The following is a 14,102-nucleotide window of genomic DNA, read 5'->3' as shown; positions in this document are numbered from 1 at the left end:
GGCCCTTTCTGCTGCTGAGGCTGGCTGTATGGGAGTCGGCGGCCGTTAGGCGGATTCGGTTGCTGCTCGTGCGAGTTGCGGCCGTGCACGATCAACCTTGTGCCGATCGAGCGCCTTCTCGAGAAACAGCGTCGCAAACCATGGAAAGCCAGGCGCTACCAGCGGGCGCGGGTTAACTTATGGGGACGATGGCTTTGGTGATTGGGGCCGTGCTCACGCCGCGTAGAAGTTTCAGACAGCCGCGCTCGCCCATGGCGGTGAAATTATGAATGTGCCGGTTAGCCTTGGGGCGGGCATGCGAATCCACTCGACCAAAGGACGCTGGGCGTGGTCGGAGGCGAGCACCTTCGCTGCCACGTCTTGCGGGCCACCGCCGAGGTCGTGGACGTCGAAGGCTTGAAGGAGTTGTATCAGTCGAGGTTTCTGAAACGACGTCGGCCGCAGAGTGCGGCACCCTTTTCAACATATCCGAGGCAATTGTTCGCCCCACAGCCAGTCGACGACGCGTCGCCCGCCGAAACCGGTGGTCATCTGCACAAATTTGTGATCGTCAGCCACCGCCTCGCCAATATCAGCTGCATCGGACGCGAGCGGGTGGGCCTTCATGGCAGCAAGCACGGCATCGGCCGAATCAGGCGCGACGATCGCAACGAGCTTGCCCTCGTTGGCGACATGGATCGGCTCAAGTCCAAGAAGTTCGCAGGCAGCCGTAACCGCAGGCTTCACCGGAATGCTTGATTCCTGCAAATGGAACCCAACGTCGGATTGATGCGCAATCTCGTTGAGAGCCGCAGCGAGCCCGCCACGCGTGGGGTCGCGCATCACCCGGATGCCGCCAGGGCCGGCGGCAATCATGACCGCTACGAGATCATGCAAGGCTGCTGAGTCCGAGACGATTTCGGTTTGAAAAGCGACGTTCTGACGTTTTGACATAATCGCCACCCCATGGTCGCCGAGGCTTCCGGACACCAGCACACGATCCCCGACCCTTACCTTGTCGGCGGACAGATCCAGCCCGTCGGCCACAAGCCCGATCCCGGCCACAGAGATGAACAGACTGTCTGCTTTGCCGCGCTCGACGACTTTGGTGTCTCCAGCAATGATGTGAACGCCGCCCCCGCGAGCTGCCGCGCCCATCGAATCCGCGATCGTCTTCAGATCCGAAAAACGGAAACCCTCCTCGATGATAAAGCTGGCTGACAGATAGAGCGGACGCGCACCGGACATCGCGACATCATTAATCGTGCCGTGCACAGCCAATGACCCGATATTGCCGCCGGGAAAGAACAGTGGGGTAACCACATAGCCGTCGGTCGTCATCACCATCCTGCCTGCCGAAACGTCAAACGCCGACTGATCATTGCAGCGAGCGAGCCATTCATTACCGAAGGCTTGGTGAAAAAGGTCGGAGATCAGCTGCGCCATGGCACGGCCCCCGGATCCGTGGGACAGTTCAACGCGCCCGTTCTTTACGTCGAGCTTGCGTGGATAGGCTTTCACGCTCATGACCTTTGCCTCACCTGTTCACCACGAACTCGGCCATAGGTCCAATACGCCGCACAAGCGCCTTCTGATGATACCATGCAGGCGCCTATGGGAGTTTCCGGCGTGCAGATCTTTCCAATCAACTTGCAATCGGCCGGCCGTTTGGCGCCACGCAGGATCGCGCAGCATTCGCACGCCGGATTGTCTGCGACACGCATGTCATGGATCGCAAAACGCGTCTCGGCGTCGAATTTTGCGTAAGACCGCTTCAGCTTCAGTCCGCTGTTGGGTACGAGTCCGAGCCCACGCCATTCAAACTGATCACGCAGTTCGAATACCTGCGACACCTCGTCCTTGGCCCGCAGATTGCCTTCGCGTGTCACTGCACGGCGGTATTGGTTTTCTACCTCGTAGCGGTGTTGATTCACCTGCCGCACCAGCATCAATATAGCTTGCAGTACGTCGAGGGGTTCAAATCCCGCGACTACGATCGGCTTCTCGAACTGTTCTGCCAGAGGCTCGTAAGGCTGCGTACCGATAATGGTGCTGACATGCGCAGGTCCGATGAAGCCGTCAATTGGGACGCCGCCGGTATTGCGGATCTTCGGGTTATCGAGAATACTGTGCATCGCAGAGGGTGTAAGCACGTGATTGCAGAACACGCTCAGGCCCTCCAACCGCTTGCTCTCGGCAATCCGGATCATGACCGCCGTCGGGGGCGTCGTGGTCTCAAAACCGATGGCAAAGAAGACCACCTCGCGGCCCGGTATCTGTTCGGCGAGCCGGATAGCGTCCAGCGTCGAGTAAACCATCCGAATGTCAGCGCCCAGCGCTTTGGCTCGCAACAGGGACTGTCCTTGCGACCCGGGAGCACGCATTAAGTCGCCGTAGACGCAGAGAGTGACCTCTGGTCGCTCGACGAGCCGGATCGCCATGTCGATTCGGCTCGCGGGCAGAACGCAGACGGGACAACCGGGCCCGTGGATCATCCGGACGTTCGCGGGCAGCAGATCCTCGAGGCCGTAGCGGGAGATCGCATGAGTGTGTCCGCCGCAAAATTCCATGAACCGATAGGCTCTTTGCGAACTGACCTCAGCGTCAATCGCACGCGCAAGTCCCTGCGCGATGGTCTTGTCGCGAAATTCGTCAGAATATTTCATGATCGGCATTCCTGCGCGGCGGTGCTTAGCTCCTGCAGGAGCTCCAGCGTGCGCTTGGCTTCCGCCTGATCGATCTTAGCGAGCGCATAGCCGGCATGGACGAGGACGCAATCGCCGACATCGAGCTCGTCGACGAGAGCAATCGATATCTCCAGGCTGATGCCATCGATGGACACGAGAGCCATGTCGTTGGGTAGAATTTTCGCGATCTTCGCCGGAACCGAAAGACACATATCAGGCAGTTATTCCCGTGGCGGACGACTGTTGAGCAATCTGTAGAGCGGCAATCCAGGCCTGGCCAAGGCTCAAACCGCCGTCACTGGGCGGCAGCCGCCGCGGCACCAATGGGGTAAGACCGGCTGCGCTGCAACCGCGCGGGATCTCGTCCGACAGCACCGTGTTCAGGAAGCAGCCGCCGCTCAGAACGACGGTATTGACGCCGGTTGTTCGCGCAGCGCGCGTGACCCAGTCGACACAGGCGGCGGCGAAAGTGCCATGAAACAGCCCCGCTCCACCTGCGGCGTCAATGTCATCAGCAATCAACCGCGAAAATAGCGGACGAAGCGACAGCACGCCGCCGTCGATCGTCCAGCCGGCTTCGAGAATCGTTGCCCGCCGCACCAGCGCTTCGAGCTTCATCGCTGCTTCGCCCTCATAGCTCTGCAAATGCGCAATACCCAGCAGCGCGGCTGCCGCGTCGAACAACCGCCCCGCACTGGTGGTGGTGGTCCCGCCCGGCTGATCGAGCAAGTCCGACACACACACCGCTTGCCGTTGCGCCGCAAAGCGCTGCCCGATTTCGTTAGCCCTGCCGAGCCCGTGTAGTACTGCGCTCGCCATACGCCACGGCTCGCGGGCTGCACGATCTCCACCGGGCATCTGCAGGGGCGCTAAGTGCCCTATGCGTCGGAACCACGTCCCTTCGCACAACAATAGTTCGCCACCCCAGTTACCGCCGTCGGCGCCGAAGCCATGGCCATCGAGCACCAGCGCAAGCGCTGGTCCCGTATGGCCATGCTCGGCGATTACTGCGGCAGCATGTGCGTGGTGATGCTGGACCGCGACCAGCGCGTGAGCATTTGCTTCCGCAAACCGGGTAGAAGCCATATCGGGATGCAGATCATGGGCGTAAGCCACAGGCTCCACGTCAAGGATCGATGTGAGATGTCGTATCGTCTTCTCGAACGCACGGATGCCTTCGGCCGTATTTAGATCGCCAATATGCTGAGAGACGAACGCTTGGTTGTCCCGGGTGATTGTGACGGTCGACTTCAGTTCGCCGCCGACGGCGAGCACGGGCGGGACCGATCTCGCAAGCCGGATCGGCTCGGGAACATAGCCACGAGCACGACGAACGAATTGGGGCCGGCCAGCCACCACCGAAACCACGGAATCATCAGCACCCGTCAAGATATCGCGATCATGGGTCACGATAAGATCGGCGATTCCGTCGAGCCGCCGCAGCGCCTGCGCGTTGTCAACCAGCAGCGGTTCGCCGCAAAGATTGGCACTGGTGGCCACCATGACGGGGCTGCAACCCGCACGCACACCTCGCGAGCGAAGCGCATGGAAGATGAGGTGATGCAGCGGCACTACGGGCAGCATGATACCCACTCGCGATAAACCAGGAGCTATGGCGGGCGCCAGATTGTGGCGCGATGGCAGGAGGACGATAGGGCGTGCTACGGATTCTAGCAGTGCTAGCTCGGGCGCGTTCGCTTCCGCGATCTCGCTGACGCGCTCGATGGAATCGACCAAAATCGCGAACGGCTTCTGAAGGCGGTGCTTTCTCCTGCGCAAACGCTGCACGGCGTCTTGATTACGCGCATCGCAAAGAAGCTGGTATCCGCCCAGCCCCTTTATCGCCACGATCTGCCCCCGCGCGATTGCCGCGACAATATCGCTGATCCCATGGCTGAGCCGAGGACCGCATGCTGGGCATGCGATCGCCTCCGCGTGAAACCTGCGGCTTGCCGGATCGGCATAGTCAGCCACGCACGCGGCGCACAAACTAAACGCCCTCATCACAGTGTTGCGACGATCGTACGGAAGCCGTTCGGCGATGGTGTAGCGTGGGCCGCAATGGCAACAACTGATGAAAGGGTAAAGGTAATGCCGATTTTCTGGATCGAATAGCTCTTTAAGGCATCGCTGGCAGACCGCGGCATCAGCGACGATCTGCGTCGACAATTTGCCGGCTTCGCTCGTACCGATCGAAAAACCCTTCTCCGCGAGCGCGACAGTCTCGCGAACGCAGACGTCGACTATGCATGCCAATGGAGGCGCCTCGAGCGGCAACGTGGCGACAAACTCCAACGCACGGTGGCCCTCAACCTCGATGATAACGCCCTCAGCGCCATTGATGACAAACCCCGCCAATCCGTACCGAATGGCAAGTCCATAGACGTAAGGACGAAAGCCGACCCCTTGCACTGCCCCAGTCACGATGACGCGCAGCCGTGTTCGGTCGCAGGTGGCTGCGGCGCTCATCGCCCTGTGTCCTCGCAGGCGCGCCTCAGACGGCCCGCCTGTCTATCGATCCAGGCGTAGAGCGCGGCAAAGCCTTCGCCAGTCCGAGCCGAAACTGCAATCACGTCGATCTTCGGGTTGACCCGTCTGGCGTATTCGATGGCCTTGCCCAAATCGAATTCGAGCGCCGACGCTAGATCAATCTTGTTAATCACCATGAGCGACGAAGCGGCAAACACATCGGGATACTTCAGCGGCTTGTCTTCACCTTCAGTAATCGAAAACACTACGATCTTGCAGGCTTCGCCAAGATCGAAGGCGGCGGGACAGATCAGATTACCCACGTTTTCGATGAAGAGAATACCGCCTGAGAGCAGCGGCAGGCGGCGATAAGCCTCGCCAATCATTGTAGCGTCGAGATGACAATTCTTGCCGGTATTGATTTGAACGGCTGGCACGCCGGCGGCCTGAATCCGTCTGGCATCGTTCGAGGTCTGCTGGTCCCCTTCGATGACCCCGACCCACCGGTTGCACTTGAGCTCGGACACCGCGCGGACGAGCAGCGTCGTTTTGCCGGCACCGGGGCTGGACAAAAGATTAAATACAAGCAGGTCATCGGCTGCGAAGAGCGCGCGATTGTTCGCCGCTATTCCATTATTCTTGTGCAGGATATCGCGCTCAATCTCAACGAGCCGTTTCCCGCTCCTGCCACAGCCCCTCAAATCAGGCGGAACGACGCCGTTCGGAAGCGCTCGCACGTTATGCGCCTGGTGATTGGCTGAGCTAGGAGAGCGATTATAGCTCTCACCAGAGTGGTTTGACGGCGGCGGCCGTCGGTCCCCCGGCGGAAGAGCAGAATGGCAGTCGCGATCTTCCTGAAGGGATCGTTCATGGCTCTGCGCATCATTCTCCTCGGCGCGTTTTGTGGACGGCGTCCGTTCGTGGCAGCCGCAAACAGTACACATCAATCGATCTCCAGCTCTTTCACCCGCATCTGTTCGCCCGCGGTCACCTGCAAGTGATAGCTGCCGCAGCAAGGGCAGCACTCACCGCGCCGAGCAATTTCGACGCTCTTCGAACAGCTCATGCACCAGGCAACGCCTGGCAGTTCGACGATATTAAGTGCCGCGCCCTCGGCAACGGTCCGCGTTGCAGCGGCAGCAAAGCAAAACCTGATCGCTTCAGGCGCCGCATGACTCAGCGCTCCCATCTCCAGACAGATGCTCCGCACCCGCGAGGAGGATCGCTCGTGTACCTTCTCCTCGACGATCTGAACGATGCCAAGACAAATCGCCATTTCATGCATCGCGAACTTCGCTAAGGTTGAGGGTGAACGCGACGCACGGATCGAGCGATGCAATCACCGCATGGACTGCATCTCCGCGTTTTCGAGCCGTCAGCACCGCGCCTTGCAGGTTCCGTACAAGCGGCCCGCGCCGGTGGAAATTCCACTCCGTCGGCGCAAGAAATTCGAAGCGGGATATTCTACCCTGAGCGTCGAGTTCAACCGCGTGGTAGAGACGGCCCCTGGCGCATTCGACCGCGGCCGCTGCACGGCGCGGCCCTAGCTTATATCTTTCGATAATCCCATGCTCCGCGGCGCCAATCTGAGCGCCGGCCTTAAGCCAGGCACATAGCCGGACGATTTCATTAAATCTTGCCATCAGCCGCTCGGCCGCACCGAAGGGTCCTAGCGGGACCCGATCCCGGCTGATCTGGCGCGCCCATGGACCCGTCTCGGGCACATGTCCGTCAACATCGGGACAATGGCAGAACGTCGAGTCATCTCCGAGCAATCGTTTCGTGATGTTGGGGTCGTCAGCAACAGACAGGAATGAGTGCCCCGCCGGAATTGACTTCACGTCGACGTCATTAAGCGCCGCAACGCGAACCGCCAGCGGGCTACCAGACCTCAGCGCCCCCCCCTCATGTAGACCGAGCGCGGCAAGCGCAGCGACAATCCGCGCGATAGCTTCGCGTTGAGCGGAGCTCCAGGCTGGCTGTGCGGAGCGGACAAATGCTGACAATTCCGACATCAGGGAGCGGATCGTCACCGCACTGGCGACATCTAACGTAAGATGTCCGACAAAAAGGCTCCGGGCCAACTCCGCGATCCGCTCAGTAACGATAAGTGCAATACGCTGCCGTCTTGTTGCGCGGGTGATCACCTCGTCGCGCGCCGTCTCGATCGCGGACAAGAATGCAGTTTGCTGCGCAGCGACACACAACGCGAAAAGCCGCGGCAGCACGTTGAGCACTGTCGAGGGCTCCTTCCCGGCGAACATCCGCGCCAGCGGCGGCCGGACTCGCGGCAGGATCTCTACCGAGGCGACTACGTCGGCAGCTAGCAATACGCGGACATCGATTTTGTTGCGGGCAACGAGACTCATGGGCAACGCTCCGTCATCATCCCGCGCAATCTATAGTCCACGCGCTTGCGCCGTCTGCGGGATCCCACCCGATGCCGAATGCCCAACAGAGCTCTTCATGTGAAGTACGCCTCGATAATTTCCTGCATGCGCTCGGCTGAGTCCTGGAAATCCTCATCGGCAGCCAACGCAACAATCGGCACGCCGCCGACCTCCAGCGTATCAAGAATGATGTCGTCCGTAGAATTGAAGAACTGCACGGACCAGACATTCCTAATCCTGGTTGCCTGTACTCGGCAGGTGCCGTAGCCGTGCAACATGAGCTGGACCGGTCCATTGCCCAAGCTTTGCTGTAGGAATGCCAGGTCGATAATGCTCATCGGCAGTGACGTCAGATTGATAACATGGGCGTGCATGCCCAATTGCCAGACCCTCGCCCGCTCCCGTATTTCGGCCAGCACCGGTTGAACGTTCATCGCGCCATTCGGCGGCGAGCCGATCACAAGCTCGGCCGACGTCAGGTCAGTTGCGGCACGCCGGACAACCTGCGGAATCGACCCGACCTCAACATATTCATGCGCGGGCTCAGTGCCGATGCGCAAGCGCCAGATTCCCGCAAGCACAGACTCCCGGATTTGCGCCAAAGAGCCATCTGGCAGCGCAACCACGCCGGCCACCTCACCTTCTCCGAGCAGTTCGTCAATCAACTTGCGTTCGCCATCGCCGAGATTTGCGAGTCCGTACAGTTGTGTCCGAGCACCGCTTCTCTGACCGCGAACGGCAGCGGCGGCGTTTGCTAACAGCAAGGTGGCGTTCGGATAGTTCCTTCCACGCTCGTCCGCGTCGCGCCAGGCGGGGCCGGCGAGCGAACTCATTGGACCGGTATGGAATAGATCGAGACTCGCAGAGCCAGTGGCAAGCTCGTTCGTCGCCCGCTCAGCGCCGCTGGGTAGAACGGGGGTCGCTGGTTTCATGATGCGATGCTCCGTTGTCCGCACCGAGCGGCAATGCACTTGCCGAAGCAAGGGCTGGCGGCGTGTGCCCGAATGATCGGTACGGAGATGCGGTTGATCGCAAGCAAACGGTCCGATCTCTTGCTGAGCAGGCAGACTTCATCGTGCCTAGGGCATAGAGTCCGCATCGACGGTCTACGTCGGCCGAGCCCGCCGACCCGTGTGCCGCTAACGCCGCGGGAACCCACTGCGTCTTGCATGCCTTGTCGAAACCTCTTGACAACTTCAGGAAGGAAGAATGCGAGCTGGATGATCCGGAGCTCGGTCGCGGACAGCGGCATCACAGTCACCGTCACTTGAGCGTGCGCGGCTAGGCGCGCATCGACGCTGACGCCCTCCACGTCGGACGGAGGGCGTCGCGCCGAACCATGCTGCGCCGGCTGCAATTTCATCAAACGCCTTTCTGATGATGTTCGGTTCTGCTAGCAGACCGTTAGCAAGGCGCATGCCAATCACCGTCTGGCCGCGGCTCGCGCTCGGACCAACGGCAAAGCGCCTGATATTTTCCAGGCAAACGTTACGTGCGACTGGAATTCGATTGTGAGAACCCTCACTCGCTCAAGCGAGCAGAACGGCTACCGTAAGTGCTCCGGCAATTGTGGCTCGTGACCAATCAAGTCTGCAAAGAATCGATTGCTGTCCTGGCCGTTGAGGCTGGCCTCAAGCCCGTCAAGTGCTTCCGAGATCAGCCTTGCTTCATTGTCGTCCAAAACCCGCACCGCGCTGTCGATATGGACGAGCACCTTGGCGCCGACCGCTACGTCGGGGAGCAGCATGACCGAGACGCGCCGCTGTTCATTGCCATACTTGCACAGCGCCGTGATACCGTCGGTCTCGGCAATCGTCATTGGCAAGCCAAGGCACATTGTCAGTCGCAGGCCGCTAGACGGGCTGCGCCCTCATCTCATAACTCGCATGGTCAATATTGTTTGCCAACAGCCGTTCTGATGCAGGCAGCGGCGCGCCCCGCGGTTTCACCGGCGAGCCCCACTGCGCTAGAAGCTTACAAGCCAGTTCAATCGCAGGCGCAATCTGAAAGCGCACCGGCGCTGTCAGAGGACCGCCCCAATTCTCCACGTCCAACGGCTGACAGCCGATGAGAGCGAGCTGTCGCGGGCGGCGGCCAAGAAAGTCGGCCGCGCTTAAGACTTCCTGAAAACCGGTCTGATGTAGGCTCACTTTCTTGGCACCAGTAAATCTTGGCACTTCGTCATCTCGTACAAGCTCCAACTGCCCGGGCAGCAATCCATAGTCGATGGCATCGAACACGATCAGGCAATCGGCCTGTTCAAGAAAACTGACAAGGTAGAGCCCTTGGGTGCCGCCATCGAGGACGGTGACATTATGGTCGACCACGTAGCGGCTATGAAACTCCTCGACCACACGCACGCCGAAGCCCTCGTCGGCCCACAGGATATTCCCGATGCCGAGCACGAGGATCCTTTTTTTGTCTTTCGAATCGAGCATCCGCTTCCCGGTCAATCGCCAAACCCGCGCTCAGCCGGTCTTTTGGAAAAGAAGCTGCGGCGCGAGATGATGTCTTCCCGCATCACCGCGTAAATGTGGACCAGCGCGAACATCACGATCACCCACAGGCCGAGATGATGCAGAGTGTGGACGTCCTGACTGTTCGGCCAGATTGAAAACACCCAGCCGAACATCTTGTACTGCCAGCTGTCAGTACCGGCACCTTGCCCATACAGTGCAAAGCCTGTGACGACCATGAAGGTGATCGTCTGTGTAAACATGAAGAACATTGCGAGCTGAGCAAGGCGATCGTGCCCGAGGTGCCTGTCAGCCCCCCCTGTAAGAAACGCATACCAGCGAATCTCCTGATACACCTCCCGCCAAAAGCACCCGCGCCAGAGCGGCACGCAAAAGATCTGCATGGCATGCGCATTTCCCATCAAGGCCCAGTAGATGCGCAGAAGAAAGCTAATGCTGGCCACATATCCCGCCGAGAAATGGGCAAAGCGGATATAGCCGAACAGGAAATCATCGCTTGCCTCTCCCTTGATCGCTGGTGTGCCGGTCCCAATAAGGTAGCCAGTTAAACTTAGTACCAGAATGGCCGCCGCGTTAGCCCAATGCCACAGTCGCACCGGCGCATAAACGTAGGAGACGCCACCGCCAATGCTGCGATCAGTCGGTGCCGCACCGTCGGCGGCGAGGAGCTTCCGAGCCCTATCCAGCATGGACTTAACGCACTTTGACTGAAGCCATTTCTTGGCCCTCAGGACTCATCACGTGAGTCGAGCAAGCCAAGCACGGATCAAAGGAATGGATGGTGCGCAAGATTTCCAGGGGCCGCTGCGGATCGGCCATCGGGGTACCGATCAGCGAGGCTTCAAAAGCGCCGATATTGCCTTTGGGATCCCGAGGAGATCCGTTCCACGTCGTCGGAACGACACATTGATAATTGTCGATCTTAGCGTCCTTGATCTTGATCCAGTGGCCGAGTGCACCGCGAGGCGCCTCAGTGAACCCGTAGCCCTTGGCCTCCTTACGCCAGCTTTCCGGGCCCCACCTGCTAACGTCGGCAGTTGCCGTATTGCCTGCCTTGAGCTGGACTATGAGCTTATCCTGAAAATAACGCATTTGTTGCGCCGCCCACTGGCATTCGAGCGCCCGCGCCGCTGTACGGCCAAGCGTCGAGAACAGCGCAGTCAGAGGGAGATTGAGCCCCTTGAGCAGTCTCTCGGCGGGCTCCTTGAACTCGGCTTTGCCTTGCGCATAACCAATGATGTATCGCGACAACGGCCCGACCTCGACGGCGTGGCCACGCCACCGCGGCGCTTTGATCCAGGAATACTTGCCGCCTTCGTCGAGTTCCTTGATATCTGTCTTGCTGCCTTTGAATTCTGACCCAAGTTCAAAACTCGGCTCGGTGATGCCGTCCCAGGGATGGAGCCCACCGCTATCACTGGGGTATTTATACCATGAATGCGCGACGAATTCCTGGATCTGCTCGGGATCACCATGGTCGATCGGCAGTATCTCATTGAGATTGCCATTAAGAATGACCCCGCGCGGCAGCTTGAGACTTTTCGCAGAACAGTCATTGGCGTTTTCGGGGATGTCGCCATAGGACATCACGCTTTTGCTCGACAGGCCACCGCCGTGGAGCCAGTCCTTATAGAACGAGCAGATTGCAGCAATGTCGGGCAGATAGACCTGCTCGACAAACTCGATTGAGCGGTCGATGATCAAAGATACGATATTCAGTCGCTCCATATTGATCGCGCCCACCGCACCGATTCCATCGATGTTGATCGCGCAGGGCACGCCGCCGACCAGCCAGTTCGGATGCGGGTTTTTGCCACCATAGATAGCTTGGATCTTGACGATCTCCTTCTGAAAGTCGAGCGCTTCCATATAATGAGCTACCGCCATCAGGTTTGCTTCTGGTGGTAGCTTGTAGGCCGGATGCCCCCAATAGCCATTCTTGAACGGACCGAGCTGCCCTGACCCGAAGAATTTGCTGAGCCGGATCTGCAAATCTTTAAAATAGCCGGGGGATGACAGCGGCCAAGGCGAGATAGACTGTGCGAGTGCGGAGGTTGACTTGGGATCGGCCTTGAGCGCGGAAACCACATCGACCCAATCCAGCGCATGCAAGTGATAGAAATGTACGAGGTGATCATGCACGAGCAGGCACAACTGCATGATATTACGGATCGAATTGGCATTCTCCGGAATCGTAATTCCCAGTGCATTTTCAACCGCGCGCACGGAGGCGAGCGCATGGGTGCCGGTGCAGACCCCGCAGATCCGCTCGGTGAACGCCCAGGCGTCGCGCGGATCGCGCCCGCGCAGGATGACTTCGATGCCACGCCACATCGTCCCGCTTGAGACCGCATTGCGAATTACATTGTCGGAATCGAGATTGGCTTCCACGCGGAGGTGGCCTTCGATCCGCGTCAGCGGATCGATGACGATTCGCCTGCCGGAACGATCGAGACTGAACCCATTCGGCGTCTGGACGACCACCGTCGTGTCTCCTCAACTCGGTTCGCCTTTATCGGCCGCGCGATCCGGCTTGTGGGTTAACCGCTTCACGGCGGTGACCGCCGCATGAGCAGCGACCGTTAGCCCGACCACCCCGGCAGCGGCCATGCCGATCTTGTCGGCGTTCTCCTCGATGCCGAACTGCTTGATGGTTGTGAGTCGGTCGTAAAATGACCCTTTGTCCCAGAAGCTGTCCTCAGAACAACCGAGGCAGCCGTGACCGGATTGAACAGGAAATGAGACGCCACCGTTCCACCGAACGGCCGAACAGGCATTGTAGGTGGTTGGCCCCTTGCAACCCATCTTGTACAAGCAATAGCCCTTGCGGGCGTACGTATCGTCCCACTCTTCGACGAATTGGCCAGCGTCGAAATGGGAACGCCGATAGCACTTGTCGTGAATGCGCTCGGAGTAAAACATACTTGGACGTCCTAGGCGATCGAGCTCCGGAAGTTTTCCGAACGTGACTATGAAAGTCACGAGACCACTCATGATCTCTGCGATAGGAGGGCACCCAGGCACCTTGATGATGGGCTTGTCGGTGATCACCTTATCGATCGCCGCCGCGCCAGTCGGATTGGGCTTGGCCGCTTGCACGCATCCCCAGGACGCACACGTGCCCCAAGCGATGATCGCCATGGCCCCTTCCGCCATCCACCTGAGCTTTTCAACGAACGGTTTGCCGCCGTCAATGCAGAACATGCCCCCCTCCTTCAACGGCGGATTGCCTTCGACCGCGAGCACATACCGGCCTTTGTACTTGGCACGGGTTTCTTCCAGGATGGCCTCAGCCTGGTGTCCAGCCGCCGCCATGAGCGTATCGTCGTAGTCGAGCGAAATCATCGACAGCAGCGCGTCTTTAATCAAGGGATGGGCCGAGCGGATAAAGCTTTCCGAGCAACAGGTACACTCGAGCCCGTGCAACCAGATGACGGGCACACGCGGTTTGGTTTCCAGGGCGTGGGCAATACTGCTTGGGGTGAGCGAACCAAGCCCCAAGCTCGCGGCCGTCACACTACAGAATTTATGGAAACTACGACGCGTGATACCCTGGCGTCTGATCACGCTGTAGAACGTTTCCGTTGCATCATCCATGAAACCTTCCAAGTGAGTAGTCGTGGCCGTTACGAATTGCTGACGGTTTAGCAAGAACCAGGCCAGCGAAGCGAAACACTTAAGACATCAAGCGACCACTGAGATTTGCGAAATTGTGAACCCAGCCACCCACCAGTAGCTTTGCCATGGATCTGTCATGCTAATGGTGTTCAGTTTCGGAGATGTGAGCACATGAACAAATCAGTACGATGGCTCACCTCTGCACGGAGACTATCCTACAATCGCTACACTCATCAGCCTTATTGTCGAATAGAATTGGTGCAGTTGACGGGCACTGCACTGCCCGCCCCCAATCAGGCTTGCCGATTGCTGACCAACGAGGCGTTCAAGCTCTCATGATCGCGACTGCACAGGCAGCCTGTCCAAAAGCGGCCGTCGAGCGAGGAAGAGAGGCGGCAATGGACCGAGCTGCGATGCGCCCCGCTGACGTTGCTTTAGGGTCTGGCTCGATTCGATCTGACTTTGGTAATAGCGGCTGGTCT

Annotated in this window: 13 protein-coding genes; all 13 read right to left on the bottom strand. The window is 59.2% G+C overall.

Annotated features, from left to right (window positions below; all coding sequences use genetic code 11):
- Positions 1-459 precede the first annotated feature (459 nt).
- The 13 genes from hypE to ACNJYD_RS07790 all read right to left on the bottom strand — a co-directional run bounded on the left by hypE (position 460) and on the right by ACNJYD_RS07790 (position 13,599).
- Positions 460-1,506 (bottom strand): hydrogenase expression/formation protein HypE, encoded by a 1,047-nt coding sequence (hypE, locus tag ACNJYD_RS07850; protein ID WP_439365827.1) that lies wholly within the window; start codon positions 1,504-1,506, stop codon positions 460-462.
- Entirely contained in the window at positions 1,503-2,645 is a 1,143-nt protein-coding gene (hypD, locus tag ACNJYD_RS07845; protein ID WP_439365826.1) for a hydrogenase formation protein HypD, read from the bottom strand. Before hypD ends, hypE begins: the two co-directional genes overlap by 4 nt.
- On the bottom strand, positions 2,642-2,830 hold the full coding sequence (locus ACNJYD_RS07840; protein WP_439365825.1) for a HypC/HybG/HupF family hydrogenase formation chaperone: 189 nt from the start codon (positions 2,828-2,830) through the stop codon (positions 2,642-2,644). The genes hypD and ACNJYD_RS07840 overlap by 4 nt, the downstream gene beginning before the upstream one ends.
- Positions 2,831-2,879: 49 nt before the next feature.
- Positions 2,880-5,135, bottom strand: coding sequence for a carbamoyltransferase HypF (gene hypF, locus ACNJYD_RS07835; protein ID WP_439365824.1), 2,256 nt, complete (start codon positions 5,133-5,135; stop codon positions 2,880-2,882).
- Entirely contained in the window at positions 5,132-6,079 is a 948-nt protein-coding gene (gene hypB / locus ACNJYD_RS07830) for a hydrogenase nickel incorporation protein HypB (RefSeq protein ID WP_439365823.1), read from the bottom strand. The genes hypF and hypB overlap by 4 nt, the downstream gene beginning before the upstream one ends.
- Positions 6,079-6,420 carry a hydrogenase maturation nickel metallochaperone HypA gene (gene hypA, locus ACNJYD_RS07825; protein ID WP_439365822.1) on the bottom strand — a complete coding sequence of 114 codons (342 nt, stop codon included), beginning with the start codon at positions 6,418-6,420 and terminating at the stop codon, positions 6,079-6,081. The genes hypB and hypA overlap by 1 nt, the downstream gene beginning before the upstream one ends.
- On the bottom strand, positions 6,413-7,504 hold the full coding sequence (locus ACNJYD_RS07820) for a hypothetical protein (protein ID WP_439365821.1): 1,092 nt from the start codon (positions 7,502-7,504) through the stop codon (positions 6,413-6,415). The genes hypA and ACNJYD_RS07820 overlap by 8 nt, the downstream gene beginning before the upstream one ends.
- 95 nt (positions 7,505-7,599) lie before the next feature.
- The gene (locus ACNJYD_RS07815) at positions 7,600-8,457 is read right to left on the bottom strand and encodes a hydrogenase expression/formation protein (RefSeq protein ID WP_439365820.1); all 858 of its coding nucleotides are present in this window, start codon (positions 8,455-8,457) and stop codon (positions 7,600-7,602) included.
- 614 nt (positions 8,458-9,071) lie between these two features.
- Positions 9,072-9,362, bottom strand: a complete 291-nt coding sequence (locus tag ACNJYD_RS07810; RefSeq protein ID WP_439365819.1) for a HypC/HybG/HupF family hydrogenase formation chaperone — start codon at positions 9,360-9,362, stop codon at positions 9,072-9,074.
- A 16-nt stretch (positions 9,363-9,378) separates the two neighbouring features.
- A complete protein-coding gene (locus ACNJYD_RS07805; RefSeq protein WP_439365818.1) occupies positions 9,379-9,963 on the bottom strand; it encodes a HyaD/HybD family hydrogenase maturation endopeptidase in 585 nt (194 codons plus the stop codon).
- A gap of 11 nt (positions 9,964-9,974) precedes the next feature.
- Entirely contained in the window at positions 9,975-10,691 is a 717-nt protein-coding gene (gene cybH, locus ACNJYD_RS07800; protein ID WP_439365817.1) for a Ni/Fe-hydrogenase, b-type cytochrome subunit, read from the bottom strand.
- A 4-nt stretch (positions 10,692-10,695) separates the two neighbouring features.
- Entirely contained in the window at positions 10,696-12,486 is a 1,791-nt protein-coding gene (locus tag ACNJYD_RS07795; RefSeq protein WP_439365816.1) for a nickel-dependent hydrogenase large subunit, read from the bottom strand.
- A 12-nt stretch (positions 12,487-12,498) separates the two neighbouring features.
- Complete coding sequence (locus ACNJYD_RS07790) at positions 12,499-13,599, bottom strand: hydrogenase small subunit (protein WP_439365815.1); 1,101 nt, start codon at positions 13,597-13,599, stop codon at positions 12,499-12,501.
- Between the last annotated feature and the right edge of the window lie 503 nt (positions 13,600-14,102).

It is taken from the genome of Bradyrhizobium sp. SPXBL-02 (genome assembly GCF_051853065.1).
Lineage (GTDB): Bacteria > Pseudomonadota > Alphaproteobacteria > Rhizobiales > Xanthobacteraceae > Bradyrhizobium.
The sequence above is the reverse complement of the archived record's forward strand: the minus strand, read 5'-3'. Positions and strand labels throughout refer to the sequence as shown.